15 protein-coding genes, 1 tRNA gene and 1 pseudogene are annotated in these 18,071 nt (G+C 45.2%); 7 read left to right on the top strand and 10 right to left on the bottom strand.

All coding sequences use genetic code 11. The features are described from left to right. Positions 1-16: 16 nt before the first annotated feature. Positions 17-1,591 (bottom strand): PucR family transcriptional regulator, encoded by a 1,575-nt coding sequence (locus NST74_RS06770; protein ID WP_341111082.1) that lies wholly within the window; start codon positions 1,589-1,591, stop codon positions 17-19. 240 nt (positions 1,592-1,831) lie between these two features. Between NST74_RS06770 and NST74_RS06765 the strand changes: the two genes are divergently transcribed. Then, a complete protein-coding gene (locus tag NST74_RS06765) occupies positions 1,832-2,215 on the top strand; it encodes a RidA family protein (protein ID WP_341111081.1) in 384 nt (127 codons plus the stop codon). A gap of 951 nt (positions 2,216-3,166) precedes the next feature. Here the strand turns inward: NST74_RS06765 and NST74_RS06760 are convergent. Continuing rightward, on the bottom strand, positions 3,167-4,555 hold the full coding sequence (locus NST74_RS06760; RefSeq protein WP_341115841.1) for an amidase family protein: 1,389 nt from the start codon (positions 4,553-4,555) through the stop codon (positions 3,167-3,169). A 484-nt stretch (positions 4,556-5,039) separates the two neighbouring features. Then, complete coding sequence (gene ggt / locus NST74_RS06755) at positions 5,040-6,617, bottom strand: gamma-glutamyltransferase (protein WP_341111080.1); 1,578 nt, start codon at positions 6,615-6,617, stop codon at positions 5,040-5,042. Positions 6,618-6,794: 177 nt separating this feature from the next. On the opposite strand from ggt, the pseudogene NST74_RS06750 reads away from it, so the two are divergent. Together NST74_RS06750 and NST74_RS06745 are read left to right on the top strand one after the other, a co-directional pair. Beyond that, positions 6,795-7,403, top strand: a pseudogene (locus tag NST74_RS06750) (chromate transporter). Then, positions 7,403-7,942: a chromate transporter gene (locus NST74_RS06745; protein WP_341111079.1), complete on the top strand. Its 540-nt coding sequence runs from the start codon at positions 7,403-7,405 to the stop codon at positions 7,940-7,942. Before NST74_RS06750 ends, NST74_RS06745 begins: the two are co-directional and overlap by 1 nt. 5 nt (positions 7,943-7,947) lie before the next feature. On the opposite strand, the gene NST74_RS06740 is transcribed toward NST74_RS06745, so the two are convergent. Then, positions 7,948-8,325 carry a PH domain-containing protein gene (locus NST74_RS06740; protein WP_042125154.1) on the bottom strand — a complete coding sequence of 126 codons (378 nt, stop codon included), beginning with the start codon at positions 8,323-8,325 and terminating at the stop codon, positions 7,948-7,950. A 180-nt stretch (positions 8,326-8,505) separates the two neighbouring features. Between NST74_RS06740 and NST74_RS06735 the strand changes: the two genes are divergently transcribed. From NST74_RS06735 to NST74_RS06725, 3 genes are all read left to right on the top strand, one after another. Then, the gene (locus NST74_RS06735; RefSeq protein ID WP_156114741.1) at positions 8,506-8,673 is read left to right on the top strand and encodes a hypothetical protein; all 168 of its coding nucleotides are present in this window, start codon (positions 8,506-8,508) and stop codon (positions 8,671-8,673) included. A gap of 122 nt (positions 8,674-8,795) precedes the next feature. Then, the gene (locus NST74_RS06730; RefSeq protein ID WP_341111078.1) at positions 8,796-10,760 is read left to right on the top strand and encodes an ABC-F family ATP-binding cassette domain-containing protein; all 1,965 of its coding nucleotides are present in this window, start codon (positions 8,796-8,798) and stop codon (positions 10,758-10,760) included. Between the two features lie 26 nt (positions 10,761-10,786). After that, positions 10,787-11,257 (top strand): ASCH domain-containing protein, encoded by a 471-nt coding sequence (locus NST74_RS06725; protein ID WP_341111077.1) that lies wholly within the window; start codon positions 10,787-10,789, stop codon positions 11,255-11,257. Between the two features lie 101 nt (positions 11,258-11,358). On the opposite strand, the gene NST74_RS06720 is transcribed toward NST74_RS06725, so the two are convergent. From NST74_RS06720 to NST74_RS06705, 4 genes are all read right to left on the bottom strand, one after another. Continuing rightward, a complete protein-coding gene (locus tag NST74_RS06720; RefSeq protein ID WP_170880319.1) occupies positions 11,359-11,511 on the bottom strand; it encodes a hypothetical protein in 153 nt (50 codons plus the stop codon). Between the two features lie 201 nt (positions 11,512-11,712). Next, complete coding sequence (locus NST74_RS06715; protein WP_341111076.1) at positions 11,713-12,330, bottom strand: NUDIX hydrolase; 618 nt, start codon at positions 12,328-12,330, stop codon at positions 11,713-11,715. Between the two features lie 34 nt (positions 12,331-12,364). Beyond that, positions 12,365-13,318, bottom strand: coding sequence for a TRM11 family SAM-dependent methyltransferase (locus NST74_RS06710; protein WP_341111074.1), 954 nt, complete (start codon positions 13,316-13,318; stop codon positions 12,365-12,367). Between the two features lie 42 nt (positions 13,319-13,360). Continuing rightward, a complete protein-coding gene (locus NST74_RS06705) occupies positions 13,361-13,756 on the bottom strand; it encodes a winged helix-turn-helix transcriptional regulator (RefSeq protein ID WP_341111072.1) in 396 nt (131 codons plus the stop codon). Between the two features lie 305 nt (positions 13,757-14,061). Here NST74_RS06705 and NST74_RS06700 point away from each other — a divergent pair, with 305 nt between their 5' ends. Beyond that, a complete protein-coding gene (locus NST74_RS06700; protein WP_341111071.1) occupies positions 14,062-15,417 on the top strand; it encodes a dipeptidase in 1,356 nt (451 codons plus the stop codon). Positions 15,418-15,559: 142 nt separating this feature from the next. Here NST74_RS06700 and NST74_RS06695 read toward each other — a convergent pair. Together NST74_RS06695 and NST74_RS06690 are read right to left on the bottom strand one after the other, a co-directional pair. After that, a tRNA-Gly gene (locus NST74_RS06695) sits at positions 15,560-15,633 on the bottom strand. Positions 15,634-15,792: 159 nt separating this feature from the next. Then, positions 15,793-17,925 (bottom strand): putative bifunctional diguanylate cyclase/phosphodiesterase, encoded by a 2,133-nt coding sequence (locus NST74_RS06690; protein WP_341111070.1) that lies wholly within the window; start codon positions 17,923-17,925, stop codon positions 15,793-15,795. Positions 17,926-18,071: the final 146 nt, after the last annotated feature.

Raw genomic sequence — 18,071 nt, 5'->3', positions numbered from 1 at the left:
CATTTCAACCCATACCTTAGTCCCGCCCAAGCATCCTCCGAAACATGAACACTAGCTTAAGCCTCATTAGATCATTTATTTTTTTAAAATCGACATCCAGTAGCTCACTAAGCTTCTCGATCCGGTAGGTGGCCGTGTTCCGGTGAATAAACAGCTTTTTAGCCGTCTCATTGACATGACCATCGTTCTCTAGATAAACCTCCAGCGTCCGCAGCATTTCTCTGATATACTCCGGCTCGCGGCTGAGTAGTCCCCTAAGGGTTCCGTTGCAATACTTCTCCATAACTTCTGTCGGGATTTGCCCGAGAAGCAGGGTAAGCTCAAGCTGCCGATAATGCACAACACTTCCATGTACACCCCCGCGCTGAAGCATTCCCATGCATTCCTTTACCTCTGCAAAAGCTTCCCTCAGCCCATCCGCCTTCGTTTTACAACTACTAATCGCAGCTCGAGGATAATACCCCTTATCAAACTTCAGGTTGTCAAAACAAGCTTGGATTAGCTCCTGAAATTGTTCAGGACTCTGACGATCTCCCGGATAGATGGACAATAACCCTTGATCAACGATCACATGAATTCCCTTTAATTCCCTCAGCACAGGGTGCTCGTTGTATTCTTCTTTTAATCTAAGCAGCTCATTCTGGCGTTCCTCACCGGTTGCAGCAGTATCGGTTAATATCAGCCGAAACGGCGACAGAAGCAGTTCAATTTCCAAGCTGAGCGCAGCCTGGGCTAGATCCGTGTAGGTTAAATGCCCACTCAAGCAACGCCTAAGTAATCTACTAAACTCCCTGTGTTCCGACTGTTCAAAATAATCCTCGTAGCCTGAATGAATATGATATGAAATAAGTTCAGCACCCTGAACAAATAAACTCTCTTCCACAGGAAGCAATAAAGGATCGATGGAACAATACAATAGATATCCGGAGCACTTTTCTCCTTGAATTAGTGGAGTACGATAACCCGTCTGATCTTCTACACGGAAGCGATGATTCCGTTTCTGCCATGGCCACCCTTCGAGAAGCTGTGAGGGCTGATATTGTGAGTTGTTGTAGATCACATCCCCACGTGCGCTAACCACCACAAGTGAATGGCCAATCACTTCAGACACTGAATCAAACAACTGACGGCTACGGACGGATCGCAAAGCGAATTGCATCAGCTTTTTCTGCTTCTCCATAATGCTCTGCAGAACATGAGTACTGCGGCTAAGCTCGGCGCGGAACAGACCATTCATCTGATCCGAAAAAGTGAACTGAAACGGTAACTGGATTAAAGGGAAGTTAAGACTCTCCGCTTCAGCAATCAATTGTACCGGTACCTCATCCCAAAATCGCCCCAACTTAATACCCAAAGCCGAAGATCCCCTGCGATTCAATGTCTGCAGCAAAGCAGAGGCATCCTCCAGATTGTCCTTAATTAAATAGGCTGTCGTTAGCAGCATTTCACCTTCTTTGATCCAGTCCGAAATATCGGGTGCATCCATCACATTTATCGACTTCACAATTCGATGCTTCCCCTTGGCCCCCGCAATAAGCTTCGCCTCGGACAAAGGATAAATGGACAACGCTTCTTCAACCGTAAGATGCATGCCATCCCTCCTTTTTAGGATCAATCAAACCATTCCTGATCTTTTAATGTTATTTTATGTAACATTATAATTAAAATGAACCTGCTTGAATAGAGAAAAATTAAATTTATATGTTTATTATGTAAATAAACTTAACATATGGTTGCATCTATGATTAATTATTCGTCTTTAGTTCACATCACTTGTGCAGGTAGTATAATTAGATCGGACAAAATACACGATGGATTCGGAGGAGATCTTTTGAGTAAAAAGCAAGTGTTTACAGGTTCACCCTGGGAGTCAGTAGTTGGCTATTCTCGCGCCATTCGAATCGGCAATCGTATCGAAGTCGCAGGAACAACCGCCATGCAAGACGGGGAAGTAGTCGGTGTAGGAGATCCTTATGCCCAGACGAAATTCATTCTACACACCATCGAAAAAGCGCTAAACCAGCTAGATGCTGATTTGTCGCATGTGATAAGAACAAGAATGTTCGTGACAGACATTTCCGGCTGGGAAGAGGTCGGCAAAGCACACGGCGAATTCTTCAAAGACATTCAGCCAGTAGCAACCATGGTTGAGGTAAAGGCACTCATTGATCCACTACTGCTAGTAGAAATAGAAGTCGAAGCATTCGTAGAATAGATTTCGCACGGGGCATGGGCACAGAGGCATGGAGCACGAGGCACATGGCATGGAGCACGAGGCACCTTCTTTAAGGAAGGTGCTTTGTTTGTTTTTCAGAATAAAATATGAGCGTGTTTCGGCTGATCTCTGTGGTGCAGGGCATTAATGGCTTTCATTTCGGGCTATAGCGCCGGAACTCCTGAATCTGGTGCATTTATACACCTCTTTCCTGTTATATCACCGGATTCCCTGCATTCTGGTGCATTTATACACCTCTTTCCTGTTATATCTCCGGATTTCTTGCATTCTGGTGTATTTTTACACCTCTTTCCGGTTATATCTCCGGATTTCCTAAATTCTGGTGCATTTTTACACCTCTTTCCGCTAATATCGCCGGAATTTCTGCATTCTGGTGCATTTTTAAACCTCTTTCAGACTATATCTCCGGATTTCCTGAATTCTGGTGCATTTATACACCTCTTTCAGGCTATATCGCCGGATTTCCTACATTCTGGTGGATTTATACACCTCTTTCCGGCTATATCTCCCGATTTCCTGAATTCTGGTGGATTTATACACCTCTTTCAGACTATATCTCCGGATTTCCTGAATTCTGGTGCATTTATATACCTCTTTCAGGCTATATCACCGGATTTCCTAACTTCTAGTACATTCATACACCTTTTTCCGCCGATATCGCCGGAAATCCGAACTCCTGAGGCATTCTGTCCGTTCAGTTTAGCTACATGAACCAATTTCCTACACTCTACGAGATTTATACCGTTCTTTTTCATCACATGGAGGTGTTTACTAAACCGCTAGTCTTATGCCAACATTTAAGTGCTGTATTTTTCTTTTTACTCTAAAACACCGTTATTGAACCTACTTCATCACGTTGAGATCATTTGTTTTCAAAACCAATTTCACCTATCATCTCAAAACCATCAAGACCCATTAAAAACCATCATCTCAAGACCGCCGCCACACCTCCTTCACCCATGAGAGTAACCGAAGATCCTGACCATGTCCTGCGATAACGGACAATCCCAGCGGCGCCCCATTTGTTGAGAGCATGGGTAATGTCACTTGTGGCAGGCCTGCCAGTCCAGCTATACAGCTCAACATCATCGCCCCACTACGATTCTCCTCCAATTGACGTAAATCCCTTCCACGCAGTGGCGCTGGACCAGGTACTGTCGGAATCACAAGACAATTATCTTCTCCCAGCAGATCGCGTAATTGGGCAGAAATTTCCTTACGCTTATTCTGAGCGATACTATGGTCCTTGCCCGCTAAGCTGGCAGCCCAAGAGAACCGCGCTGCAATATCAGGCCCAAAGACTGGTTTTACCTTCTCAATCCAGGCGCTATGTGTTGCCCATATCTCACCGCCTTGCAGCTCTCGAAAAATATCCATCCAGACCTTCAACCCTTCGGGAGCTATTATAGTTTCGAGGGTATGATAAGCACCCGTTCGTAAGCGGTTCAGTCCATCTGCTAGAATATCCACATCCTTTGGAGCGACCAAATCCCAACATTCCGTAGCAACAAATAAAGTTTTCATTTTTTCTTGTAAACTTTCCACTTTAGCCTTCAGTGAATTACTTTCTAATCCCTTCTTCACCTTTTTTTCCGCACCATTTTCTATACTCTCTAAATTTTTCTCTATCCTAGTTTCTAAACTCATCTCTATACTCTCTAAATTTTTCTCTATCCTAGTTTCTAAGCTCATGTCTATACTCTTCTCTAGATTTTCCTTTTCCTCCATGCTTATCGTTTCTTCTTCAACCATGCTCCCAGTACCAAGTAGAACCTCCCCAACCTTCTGGAGTACATCGATACGGTTAGCCATCCAACCTACCGTATCAAATTGCGGCGACAATGGAATCACACCTTCTATATCTACAGCACCATGCGTCGGTCGAAAGCCATATACTCCGCAATAAGCAGAAGGGACGCGAATAGAACCACCTGTGTCTGTACCAAGTGCAAAATCAACACTACCAGAGGCTACCGCTACTGCCGATCCGCTGGAAGAACCGCCTGGGATACAACCTGCGGCACTCGGATTTATCGGCGTTCCATAATGATGGTTCTCACCACCCAGACTGTACATTAGCTCATCCGTATGAGTTGCTCCTTGAAGCGTCGCTCCCGATTGAAGCAGCTGACGCACTACTGCCGCATGTTCTGAAGGCGGATTGTGGCTCCGCAGCCAATCTGGGTTGCCTGCGCTAGAACAATGTCCAGCTACCGCATACACATCCTTCACCGCAAAGGTAAGTCCGTCCAATGTCCCGTTTCCTAAATTTCCGACTGTTAGTTCGGGATCTATAAACGCACCATACCGATTATCCAGAACCATAGCTCCATCCTCCTCCCGTCACCATTCCTTATAAAATCTTAAACATCCCATTTCTGATCTTAGTCACCTCTCCTAAACTCTCATTCACACCTCTCTAATCAACACTTCTAAAATCTTAATCATTTAGTCTAAAAACTTTTCGTGACGCTAAATTAAGGTCTCTTATGCTACTTATCCAAGAAACTTTTCAGTAAACCCTTCCTCCGAAATAACAGGAGGACGAAATTAGGCGTACGAGATAAGTAAGGTTTGGCTTAACGTCTAGCTTAAGACTTGGCTCTAAGGCATAGGTCGAAGGCTTAGTACAGAGCTTTAAATTGAATCATTAATTCAAATCTTCAGTTCAAGTCTTTAGAAAAATACCTTTAACTACCCCCTCTGAGAACCTACATCCACACGCACAAAGCTTCTCCCATCCCTTTCACTCTCCAGCCTATGTCCTTCCTCCATCCCTAACTCTAGCTACTCCTATCCCACCCTACCAGCCAATCGCCGCGCCATCGCAGCGCGGGTCCGTCCCTCCACTACGATATCCATTGTCATCTATCGAAATCGCGTGGGCATGACCCACGATCCCGTCATATGCGTCCAGTTTCCGGACTATATGACCGGCTCCCGCCAGACCTGCTAGCACCTCATCTGCTACCCGTCCCTCCACCTTCAGCTCCTGCGTAAGCTCCCCCCACGTTCTGCCCCATACAAAACGCGGTTCACTTATAGCCGTCTGAGGATTCATTCCATAATGCAGCATTCTTGTAAGGAGCAGCGTTTGAGTCTGAGGCTGACCTTCGCCCCCTTGTGTACCATACAGAATCGCTGGTTTACCCTCTCGGCAGGCCATGGCTGGCATCAGGGTGTGAAAGCTGCGCTTATGCGGCTCAAGTGTATTGATATGACTCGGATCAAGCGAGAAAAATGAACCCCGATTCTGCAGCAGAATCCCGGTATTCCCAGCTACCACACCGGAGCCAAACTCAAAATACAGACTTTGAATAAAAGAGACCGCATTCCCTTCCTCGTCCACAACCGCAGCATATGCAGTATCACTCCCGATGGGCTGACTTGTCAGCTGTGCCGCTTTTTGCATCGAAATCGTAGAGGCCAGTTGCCCTGCATAGTTCTTATCCAGCAGCTGCACCAAAGGAATAGCACTAAAATCCGGATCTGTAAGCACTCTATCCCGATCGCGAAAACTCAGCTTAAGCGCCTCAACAAGCAGGTGATAATATTCAAAAGAGCCATGCTCGATTTCTCCGAAATTAAAATGCTCCAATAGATTAAGACTCATCAATCCTGTAAATCCTTGTGAATTTGGCGGCACTTGATACACCGTATGCCCGTGATATTCCGTATGAATCGGCTCGACCCAATCCCCCTGATGATCCGCAAAGTCATCCCGTGTGAGATAACCCCCAGCTGCCAGCATATAATCACAGATATCTTCAGCGATCTCCCCCTTATAAAAAGCATCCCGTCCACCCGCAGCCAGCGTCCGCAGTGTTACAGCCAGTTGTGTCTGCTGAAATCTCGACCCGGCAGATACAACCCCTCCGCCCGGCATGTAAATCGCAGATGCCTCTGCCGACAATGCCGCTCCAGCAAACAGAGTATTATTCCGCTGATCCGGCGACATCGGAAACCCGCCCTGAGCATAGCCGATGGCTGGCTCCAGCACCTCCGCTAGCGTTAAACGGCCATACTTACTCAGCATAGCATCCCAGCTATCCACCATCCCCGGCACGGTGATGGCACTACGAATTCCTCGCCTAGGAATGGCATTCTCGCCAGTGAAGCAACTTCTGCGAACTCCGTAACCCGACCGTCCACTTCCGTTATAAGCCCGAACACAAGCCTCCTGCTTGTTATAGGTCAACCAGAACGAATCCCCGCCAAGCCCTGTCATATGGGGGTAGACTACGGCCAGCGTCGCACTAATCGCCACTGCCGCATCATAGGCATTCCCCCCTTTTTCCAACACGCGCGCACCCGCAGCCGAAGCTAAATAATGGGGGCTGACGACCATCGTTTTTGTGCCTATTACGGGTTTCTCCGCCATGTTCCCCATCTCCCTATAAACTTCTCGCTTAATTAATGTCATTTAACATTACATAAAAAACCCTTGTCAATCGATTACGCCAAACCGCAAAATAACCATCCTCTTTTTGTGTCCCATGCACAAAGATTAGTTAATCGCTAGTCAACCTCGTAGCTTCACACATATGAATTGTATAAAATGAGCTCTAAAAACAAGGGGAGGTCTCATGTGATATTCATCCATAACGACTATGTACAATTAGCTATCGCCATGTTCAGAACTGGAATTGTTGGCTATGGAGGAGGACCTTCCGTGATTCCATTGATCCGGCATGATGCGGTAACTCGCTACACTTGGCTAAGCGATGATGAATTCGGAGAGACATTGGCGATTGCCAACGCACTACCCGGACCTATTGCCACCAAAATGGCGGCCTATCTCGGGTATAAACTTTGAGGAGTTAAAGGAGCTATTCTTTCGGTACTGGCACATATTTTACCTAGCTGCATGACCATGATCTTCCTGTTGTCTGCTGTAAATTATTTAAATGGCTCGAAGGTAGTCGCTGGAATGATCGCGGGGGTATCCCCTGTCATTGCTGTCATGTTAGGAATAATGGCATATGAATTTGCGCAAAAAGCCTATAAAGGGCTAGGGAAATTTCTCAGTACAGCCTTCACCCTACTCGCATTACTCCTGTTACAAATATTTAAAATACATCCAGCTATCGTAATTGTACTTTTCCTTGGTTACGGAGCATTTCATTACAGGATCATTGCGAAGAAACAACAAGGAGGATCAAGCTGATGGACTGGTTAGAGCTCATATACGGATTTTTCATGGCTAATCTGCTTGGATATGGCGGCGGTCCTTCCTCTATTCCGCTGATGTATCAAGAAATCGTTCCCCATTACGGCTGGCTAACCGATGAACAATTCTCCAACATGCTTGCACTAGGCAACGCCTTACCTGGCCCGATAGCTACCAAAATCGCAGCTTATGTCGGCTATGATGTCTATGGCTGGATTGGGCTAATTCTGGCATTATTAGCGACCGTACTCCCCTCCGCAGCAGCGCTTATTATCCTGTTAGAGGTCATGCAAAAACACAAGCAATCCCCCGTAGTGAAAGGGATGACATTGCTTGTTCAACCGGTCATTGCTGTTATGATGGCCGTGCTCACTTGGACAATGGCGAAAGGTCCTGCGGACTCTATCGGAATCTGGCAAACACTGCTCATTGCAGTAATCGCATTCTTTGCCATAAAGCGGCTTAAGCTGCACCCTGCGTTAGTCATCTTAGCCGCTTTTGCCTATGGTGGTCTGGTACTGCGTTACACTATCTAACCAAACTATTTCAAAATATACTGGGACAACACCGCCTGTACCTCATAAATATTTACGGATTTGTTAAAGGTCTTCTTGAGCGGCACAGCGCTGCTGGATATATAGATACATAACTCCGCATCCAGATCAAAGTGTCCTGCCGTCTCCACGGAATAATGCGAGATGCTTTTGTAAGGAATGGAATGATAATCCGTCTTTTTGCCCGTCAGTCCCTGTTTATCCACTAGAATCAATCGTTTGTCCGTAAAAATAAACATATCTCTAATCAGCTTGTAGGCTCGTTCAATTTTCTCTTGAGGGGCAAGAATTTGTGCGTATTCCCGCTGTACTTCTGCTAGATTCACTTGCGATGCATTCCCCATCAATCCGTCAAAAAGCGCCATTTAACTCCCCCTTTTCATCTGTTAAATTTCAGTAGATTGTCTCCCCCACATAGAACCATATTATTCCACGATTTATATTCTATGCAGTGTAAAACCCCTCTCTGCCATCTTTTTACTTGCTAAATTTCCGATTATTGTTTACACTGTCATTAAATTTGTTAAGAAAGGGGTGTGGAAGGAATGGATCACAATTGGACCAACAGTGTTATGAGTCGGCTACCTAAAGCGATAGCTGGCATTGCTCATGTAAATGGCGATAACGGGAGAAGTCTGTCCATTTCCATGAATTTAATAACACTACACAATTGTGAAATGCCTTTCCTGCCATCACCCGGACGGATCAGTTAACCGGAGAATGATAAGGCCGTGGGGAAATTTCCCTACGGTCTTTTTTTATGGATTTTTTACAGAATACCAGTTTCGATTTAGGGTTCTGGCGGTGAAAAGGGCATTCTTAAAGGAGAATATATATGATTATTCAATGCCAAAATGTTCAAAAATACCACGGTGCACAGCTCGTACTGAATAGCATCACCTTCGATATCCGCCAAGGGGAAAAAATCGGACTAATCGGCCGCAACGGCTGCGGTAAAACTACGCTTTTCCACTTACTGAATGGTGAAGAGCGCCCCGATCAAGGGCAAATCTCAATTCGCAAAGGCAGCGTAGTGGGTATGCTGGCTCAAATTCAAGAGGTTAACGAAAAAGAAACTGTATATGAGGTTCTACAACACAGTTTTGCTGAGCCTCTGCAGTGGCAACAACGCCTGCGAGAGCTGGAGCTTGAAATGTCCACCTTCAATACCGGAACGGATGAAACACTATGGAATCGACTGCTGAAAGAATACGGTAGTCTTCAGGATAAATTTGAGACCGCAGGAGGTTACGAAATTGAATCCACCATTCAGCGGGTTGCCACTGGTCTAGGAATCGGAACTGGGCAATATAGCCGACTCTTCTCCTCACTTTCTGGCGGCGAGAAAACTAAAGTCGGACTCGCAGAACTGCTGCTGCGTAGACCTGATGTACTTCTACTCGATGAGCCAACCAATCATCTAGACATGAACGCCATTGAGTGGTTAGAGCAGTACTTACAGAGCTATGACGGTACAGTGTTAGCCATTTCCCATGATCGTTACTTCCTCGATGCTGTAGTCAAGAAAGTGATCGAGATTGAGGATGGCGAGGCTTTTACCTTCCATACCAACTACAGCAGCTATCAATTAGAGAAGGAAACACATCTGCTTCAACAATTCGCTGATTATCAAGAACAGCAGAAGAAAATAAAACAAATGCAGGAGAGCATCAAACGCCTCATCGAATTCGGGAATCGCGGGACGCCTCCTAACCCTGCCTTTTACCGGAGAGCAGCTTCCATGCAAAAAGCACTGGATCGTATGGTGAAGGTTAAACGTCCTATTCTTGAGCGAAAATCAATGGATTTGCAACTACAGCAAAATGATCGCTCCGGGAATCAAGTCGTCATTCTGGAGGATATCGGTAAAGCCTATGGAGCACGAAGCCTGTTTACAGACGCAAACGAAGTGCTTCGCTACGGAGAGACTACAGCACTTATTGGTGGTAACGGGGCAGGGAAAAGTACACTTCTAAGAATAATATTAGGTCAGGAAACGCCTGACACCGGAAGCTGTACACTGGGTTCAAGAACTGTTGTCGGTTACCTCGCGCAAGAGGCTGTCCCTGACAATAACAAACAATCTGTACTCCGCTACTTCCGTGAAGAAGCCGGACTAGAGGAAGGCGAAGCTCGCGGACAGCTTGCACGTTTCCTGTTCTATGGTCCCGATGTGTTCAAAGACATTACAAATCTGTCTGGAGGAGAATGGACCCGCCTACGTTTCGCTGTGTTGATGCATCGCAAACCAAACCTGCTGATTTTGGATGAACCAACAAACCATCTAGATATCGACTCCCGTGAGGCGCTAGAGGAAGCCTTAGAGGAATTTCCGGGTACAGTACTGGCCGTATCGCATGACCGCTATTTCATTAATCGTCTGTTCCATAAGCTCTGGTCCATTGAAAGTGGACGATTTGGAGTCTTCAACGGTAACTATGAGTATTACAAAGAGAAGCAATCTGAACAGGTATTGACAGCACCCGCCTCTATTCCTGAACAGCCTAAGCCTTCCTCTTCAGAAGGAGCCATTTCACGCTCCAGCAAGTCTCCATCTAACGGGTCCGTGAATGGGACTACGGCTAACTCATCAAGTTCCCGCAAGAAGAGCAACCTCTTCGATTGGGAAAAGGCTATAGCAGAGGCTGAGGATCAGCTTGGGGAAATCGATGCCAAAATGCTAGATCCACAGATCAGTAGCAATGCGGCAGAACTCACCGAGCTGCAGAAAGAACGCGATGTAGTGCAAGCGCAATTGGATGATCTTTATGCGGGTTGGATGGAAACAGCTGGACACTAACGTTTATTAAACAAGGAGATACGAATATGAGTAACGAAACGAAGATTAAGCTTTTTTGGGAAGAATACACCCAGCTTCATCCACAAGCAGCGAATAGCTACGAGGCTTGGGCCTTTGGCGACAGTCCTCAAATGGCCGATGAACTGCTGAATCTGGTCATCCGCGGGATTAAGACAGGAACCGCTTCGAACTATGAAGTTTATGAAGTCTGCGATGACGAGACCTTACCGGAAATTGGTCGACATAGTATTCTGTTGGATGGCCGCGGCCATCCGCAAGCAGTAATCGTTACGACAGCAGTACAAATTACGCCCTTTGATGAGGTTGGCGCTGACTTTGCCTATAGCGAAGGCGAGGATGACAGAACGTTGGAGTCGTGGCGCTATGAGCATGAGAAGTTTTTCACCAGAGAATCCTTAGCATTTCTGAAGAAGCCTTTTGATCCAAAGATGAAGGTCGTTTGCGAGAACTTTAGACTAGTATTTACGAAATCCTAAGAAACACAGGAAATTAAAAAGGCGGTCTCTTCAGTTACGAAGAGACCGCCTTTGATGTATACGATACAACTATTAGAGTTAGATCATTATTAGAATATGGCTCAGTGCCAAAACCCCAGAATCCAGCCAATCACAGAGATCCATAACGGAATGCTGATTAAGATACCCCAAACCAGCCCAGTGGCAATATTGCCCTCTGCAGGACGCACCACATTTTCCTGTTTCAATGGAATGCTCAACTTTTCTTGTTCCATGCGATCCCCTCCTAAAATTCTTATCGTCACAGTAGAGGAAAAAATGTAGACCGCTCGACCCAAAAAACTTAGAATATTGAACTTTTTTAGATATAAAGGCTCAGCGGCTTAACATTGTAAGTGCTTACATAATAGTTATTACCCAACATTTAAATCATTAAAAACAACACTTTACGGAAGTCATATATAATATGCAGGTTCTTAGTCCAATATTACTACTTTTTCTGGATTTCGTAAATATTCAAACATCGTGCGAATCTGCACCTCTGTATTTCGCTCAACTGAGAGCTCAGGCAGTTCATCTTCAGCAAAAAAGGATACTTCACTCGTCTCCACTCCTTGCATCGCTTCGCCGCCCACAATTCTGCACAAAATAAAAAACTTGTACACGTGATACGGCTCCGGAGGGTGGTTATGAAATTTTTTATCCAGAACAGCCAGCAAGCGAATCGCTTCCGCCTCAAACCCTGATTCTTCTTGGATTTCCTTAACAACGACCTCACTCGGTGACAGCCCTATGTCCCCCCAGCCTCCAGGAAGCGCCCACTTTCCATCCAATTTCTCGCGGACAAGCAGAATTCTGTCTTCCTGAAAAACAACACCGCGGATATCTACTTTCGGAGTAGCATAGCCACCCTCACTAGCAAAGGAGAGTCTTATTCTCTCCTTGCTTTCGAACGAATAATTAGCGAGGATATCCACACTTAGCTCCCGCAAAGCTTGATACCGTTCTATATCATAGACATCTTTAGCGTAAGTTAGACCAGTCTGTGCGATGGCCTGAATTTCTTTTGCCCAGGTTAACCATTTCTGCTCCATTTTGCTGCACCCCTTTTAAATACCTACATTAGGATTACTGGCAAAGCATTAAATGACGGGAGAACAAACCCTTTTTAGCTTCACAACGGTCTATAATCGTAAATCCAGCTTCCGTGATCATCTCATCCATCGGTTCAATCGCAACGATCACCACACGGTCAGCAATCCGGCGAGCATTCACTAAAATAGCAAACTGTTCCTCAGGTGTAATACTAGAATATAGATTATAAGGCATATCTACAATAGCTACATCGTAATGTTCAGTAATGTCAGCAATATCCCCAAGCGTAACCTCACTAGTGAATCCAAAATGGGTAATATTCGTTCTGGCACCGATCGCGATCTGAGGGTTAATGTCACGTCCGACCATATTGATTCCCATCGACAGCGCTTCTACCATCACGGTTCCGATGCCGCAGCAAGGATCAATCGCTCGCACACCTTCCGGGTTCGGAACGGCTATATTGACCGCTGCTCTGGCCACTCGTGTACTAAGCGCAATAGAGTAGCTGCGCGGCTTCTTCATCTGACGGAACCAGGTGGCCTTGTTCTTATGATAAGATCCAAAGTACCAGCGACCGCCCAGCGTAACAATACCGTATACCAACTCAGGGCGGTTTACATCCGCCTCTCCTTCAATACGCAGCCCGATTTCTCGTTCGATCACTCTACGCTCATCATATTCTATTTTGTCCGCAGGAGTCAGATCATTGGTCTTTACAAAAATAACCTTAAACGTCTTACCCCCAAGCTCCACCTGCTCCGTCTGATCATAAATCTCAGGCAAGCTGTCTCCCTCGTACATGACATCAATTCGCTCTTTAATGAAGGGACTGCGGCTTACATCCACTTCTACCTCACTCTTAAAGATTGAAGAAGGTACTTCCTCTCCAAAAAGACAACGGAGCTCCATCTGACATAGTGATAACTCGTCCTCTGAACAGGTATACGTATATATAAATGTGTTTTTTACACTTTTCTTTAGCAAAATAATCCATCCTCTATCCCAGTAAATTGTAATGTTAGCTTGCTACTCCTGCGTTTCGTGCTGACGATCATAACCAATACGCGCCTTAGCGATTTCAGCATTGTTCCTATTGACCCATTCCACTAGGGAGGTTAGAGGATCAAGCAGGGACTCTCCTAGACTTGTCAGACCGTATTCAACAGTCAGAGGTACCGTAGGCGTGACTTTACGCCAAACTATACCGTCTCTTTCTAAATGACGGAGTGTCTGGGTCAGCATCCGTTGTGATATACCACTACAACGCCGCTGCAGTTCTTTAAACCGTAGTGCCTTTGCACCCAAATTCACAACAATGAGCACACTCCATTTGTCCCCAACCCTGTCCAGAATTTGGCGGGTGATGGAGCAATCCTCCAGCGTTGGCATTAAGCGAATGGGTTCGTCCATTGAATGTTCCAACTGTAGTTACCTCCATGTAACTTAAGCATGTAATAGACCTTCTTGTCCATTAAGCTCATCCAGCTTATCATGGTTACTGTTAGTAATCAACAACTGGAAAAGAACTATGAATTACGAAAAAAAGCTCCGGTCACGAAGACTAGATAAGACGTCTTTCTAATCGCTTTTGATCCATAATGAGTTCTCCAGTATAATGATTCCTATAGAATGCTAAACAAGACGGTCACGCATGGCGATAAAGCTCATGCCCAGGCGCTTACGAAGCCGGTTTTGCGCAGCAAAACTTAAGGAGGTACATACCCACTATGTCATACGAAACGTATTTTTCAACGCACCGGGATGAACATCTCGAAGAACTAAAACAATGGCTCAAGATTCCAAGTATTTCTGCCTTGTCTGAGCATAAGGACGATGTACTAGCTGCAGCCCATTGGCTGACGGACACACTAAAGAAAGCCGGACTTGAGAACATTGAACTTCATCCGACAGCGGGACATCCCGTCATATATGCTGATTATCTTCATGCTCCGGGTAAGCCAACCATTCTTGTATACGGCCACTACGATGTGCAGCCAGTAGATCCACTAAACCTGTGGACCACACCTCCATTCGAACCAGAAATTCGTGACGGCAAGCTATATGCACGCGGAGCAACGGATGACAAAGGACAAGTATTCATTCACCTCAAAGCAATTGAAGCGATCTTGAAACAAGAAGGTACTCTTCCTGTTAACATCAAGCTCTGTATCGAAGGTGAAGAAGAAATCGGCAGCGTAAATCTGCCTCCATTCCTGGAAGCTAATAAAGAAAAGCTGGCTGCGGATGCGGTGCTGGTCTCCGATACATCCCTGCTCGAACGCGGTCGTCCTGCAATTTGCACCGGACTGCGCGGCCTAGGATCACTTGAAGTGAGCGTGACTACAGCTCTTACAGACCTTCACTCCGGATCTTACGGCGGCGGTGTTCCGAATGCACTGCATGCTCTCGTGTCCTTGCTCAGCTCTCTTCATGACGACAAAGGTCGTGTTTCTGTAAAAGGCTTCTATGATGGTGTACCTGAACTTTCACCTATGCTACGTGAAGAATTTGTGAAGCAAGGCGTGAATGAAGAGAAAATCCGCGAAGGACTTGGACTCGATGCATTATACGGCGAAGAAGGTTACTCCTTTGTAGAACGTATTGGTGCTCGCCCTACACTTGAGCTTAACGGCGTCTATGGCGGTTTCCAAGGCGAAGGTAGCAAGACGGTTATTCCAAAAGAAGCACATGCGAAGATTACCTGCCGTCTCGTTGGCGATCAGGACCCACAGCATATTCTTGATGCCGTTGAGGCGCATCTGAAGGCTAATATTCAAACCGGAGCGAAAGTGCATGTGAAGCAAATGGAGAAGGCGCGTGCCTTTAACATCGATCCATCGAACCCTATTCTGCAAACAGCAGCAGACGCATACGGCAAAGTATACGGAACCCGCGCCCTCTTCACCAAAGACGGCGGCTCCATTCCGATCATGGAAAGCTTCGCCCGTGTACTTGAAGCACCCGTGGTCCTGATGGGCTTTGGTCTTGATGATGAGAACCTACATGCACCAGATGAGCATTTCAACCTTGAGAACTTTGATAAGGGACTGCTCACCATTGTTGAGTTCTTGAAGACTGTTTAAGTGAAAAGGTAGTATATAAAAAGCCAGACTTCTCTTCATTGAGGAGCCTGGCTTTTTGATAATCTAAGCGCAATTCATAATAAAACCAACTGCCAAAACATAAAAAAATCCTTGCATCGCAAGGATTTGGAAGTTTAAATTATGGAGCGGGTGATGGGAATCGAACCCACGCTATCAGCTTGGAAGGCTGAAGTTCTACCATTGAACTACACCCGCATAAGAAAGTGAGTACAAGAGATATTGTATCACCCCCATAAATAAAAATCAACATTTTTTTGTTCAAGCATAAACGCCTTTCGGCGTCCTTATAAGGACGCCGAAAGGCGTTTAGCTAGAAATATAAGACATAGAGTATGGTGTGAAACTTATACTTTCTTATATTTTACAAGGACGCCCTGAGGGGACCTTTTTCAAAAAAGATGTCTCAAATTCAGCAGCGTGAATAGGTTTACTGAACAAAAAGCCTTGAGCTTCATGGCAATGCTGCTCGCGCAAAAACTGAAGCTGCTCCTTGTTCTCCACCCCTTCTGCTGTAACCTTAAGCTTCAAATGATGCGCCATAGAAGTAATCGTGGAGACTATAGCCGCATTATTACTATCCTCCATAACCTCGGAGACAAACGATCTGTCTATCTTCAGCCTGTCAATCGGCATATTCTTCAAATAATGCAATGAGCTATAGCCTGTTCCAAAATCATCGATGCTAATAAATACACCAAGATCTTTCAAACGCTTCAGTTGATCAAAAGCCGTTTCTTTGTCCAAAGTCATACTCTCTGTAATTTCAAGATCGACATAACATGGATCTAATCCAATATCGGTCAAAATGGAATGAATCTTTCCTGCTAGGTTCGGTTGAAGAAATTGACGCATAGATAAGTTGATGGAGACGCATATCGGCTGATACCCAGCTAACTGCCACTGTTTATTTTGAAGACAAGCCGTCTTAAGGACCCATTCCCCAATCGGAACAATCAGCCCACTATCCTCAGCCAATGGAATAAACTCATTAGGTGAGACAATACCACGCTTTGGATGATTCCAACGCAATAATGCTTCCATTCCTACAATCTCTTCCGTCTCCAACTGCACCTTTGGCTGATATACGAGATAGAACTCATCACGCTCAAGCGCTCTTCGAAGATCATTTTCAAGCTTCAAACGTTCCTTTGCCTTCATCTGCATGGCTGGGATATAACGACGAATCTCTACTCCCTGTTCCTTCGCATTATGAACCGCAGTATCCGCATTTTGAATTAGATGTTCAGCCGTTTCCCCGTCACCAGGATAAATACTCATCCCTAAACTGAGCGAGATGTGGTACTCACCAGAGTCTATATTAACGGGGGCTTCAAATAATCTAAGCAACTCTGCAGCCCTTGCCAAACATTCTCCAAGACTTGCTCTATCTGTCATCAGAAAAGCAAACTCATCTGCCCCCATACTATACAGCTCTTCACTGGGTCTAGCCTCATTACCAAGCCGCTCAGACACCAATTTTAATAATAGATCTCCGGCATAATGACCTAGAGAGTCATTTATATTCTTAAAATGATTTATATTCATAATGGCCAAAGCTGAGAATTGATCACTACCGTCTAGCTCTCCAGCATCAATCATTTCTTCAACACGCTGTGTCAGCCGACGTCTATTTGGAAGTCCTGTTAAATCATCATGATAAGCCAAGTAATTGATCCGTTCTTCAGCCAACTGCTTCTCGTAAAATGGCTCTTCAATCGTCAGTCGATACACACCGGTAAGCAACTGGTAATATGCAACTCCGCTACATAACATCCCAAAGAGATCATCAATATTCCCTCCACTTAAGGGAGTCATAAAAAACGCCTGGCCTAGAGAGAAAAAAATCAGTGCCCGAATAATAACAAGCATCGAGGCTGACTTTTCATTATTTCCAGGAAATACAATGACAGCGACACCCGCCAAGTAAACAAACAGTACCCCCAGATCAACGAATTGTTTAAGCGTACTCATCCAAGGCTTAGTAAACAACTCCGGCACTGCCGAGTGGATACATATAAATAATGCGATAAAGAGCACAATCAACATGAAGGCGATTCTGAATACATTTCTTTTTTCGGTGACGGTCACAGGCTTATCTTCTCTACTAAAAATGAACAATATGCCCAGCCCGCTGGATAGCCGTGAACAGGTAAGTAGCCACCTTGACTCTTCAGGGGTAATAAATGATGATATCAATGGAAATGCTACAAAACCAAGTGTATGCAAGAAATCAATAATACATATTCCGCCAAAAAGAGCAGCGACATATAATCTTCCTTTAGATAATCTGCTAGAGAAGAACAACCAGCCCTGTGCAAATATCGCAAACCCAAAAGCAACAGTACAACAGCCGACAATGAGGTAGAGTGCAGAAATAATATCCCAATTGTCCAATCGGTTTAGCGATGTATGGAAAATTTGAATGAGTAGGAACAGTAAGGCTCCTATAATAGCCGCTTGAATTGTCTTTTTCTCTTCTTGTCTCATAAGTCCCTCGCGTCTGAAAATGATGTCTATTAATAAGCAACTATGTATAGTCTTGTCCTATGTATAAATATCGGCTAGATCGGTCTTTAAAGTTACATTTCTTTTGTGAGGTAGTATTTTCATAACGATTATTCATAAATCTTGCA

The organism is Paenibacillus sp. FSL F4-0125 (assembly GCF_038008565.1).
In the GTDB taxonomy this organism is placed as follows: domain Bacteria; phylum Bacillota; class Bacilli; order Paenibacillales; family Paenibacillaceae; genus Paenibacillus_AQ.
The sequence above is the reverse complement of the archived record's forward strand: the minus strand, read 5'-3'. Positions and strand labels throughout refer to the sequence as shown.

Bases quoted from the DNA above. Each gene is read 5' to 3' on its own strand.
- NST74_RS06725 (WP_341111077.1), top strand. From the start codon at position 10,787: ATGAGTAACGAAACGAAGATTAAGCTTTTTTGGGAAGAATACACCCAG.
- NST74_RS06700 (WP_341111071.1), top strand. From the start codon at position 14,062: ATGTCATACGAAACGTATTTTTCAACGCACCGGGATGAACATCTCGAA.
- NST74_RS06770 (WP_341111082.1), bottom strand. From the start codon at position 1,591: ATGCATCTTACGGTTGAAGAAGCGTTGTCCATTTATCCTTTGTCCGAG.
- NST74_RS06735 (WP_156114741.1), top strand. From the start codon at position 8,506: ATGGATCACAATTGGACCAACAGTGTTATGAGTCGGCTACCTAAAGCG.
- NST74_RS06715 (WP_341111076.1), bottom strand. From the start codon at position 12,330: ATGGAGCAGAAATGGTTAACCTGGGCAAAAGAAATTCAGGCCATCGCA.
- NST74_RS06720 (WP_170880319.1), bottom strand. From the start codon at position 11,511: ATGGAACAAGAAAAGTTGAGCATTCCATTGAAACAGGAAAATGTGGTG.
- NST74_RS06690 (WP_341111070.1), bottom strand. From the start codon at position 17,925: ATGAGACAAGAAGAGAAAAAGACAATTCAAGCGGCTATTATAGGAGCC.
- ggt (WP_341111080.1), bottom strand. From the start codon at position 6,617: ATGGCGGAGAAACCCGTAATAGGCACAAAAACGATGGTCGTCAGCCCC.
- NST74_RS06740 (WP_042125154.1), bottom strand. From the start codon at position 8,325: ATGGCGCTTTTTGACGGATTGATGGGGAATGCATCGCAAGTGAATCTA.
- NST74_RS06745 (WP_341111079.1), top strand. From the start codon at position 7,403: ATGGACTGGTTAGAGCTCATATACGGATTTTTCATGGCTAATCTGCTT.
- NST74_RS06730 (WP_341111078.1), top strand. From the start codon at position 8,796: ATGATTATTCAATGCCAAAATGTTCAAAAATACCACGGTGCACAGCTC.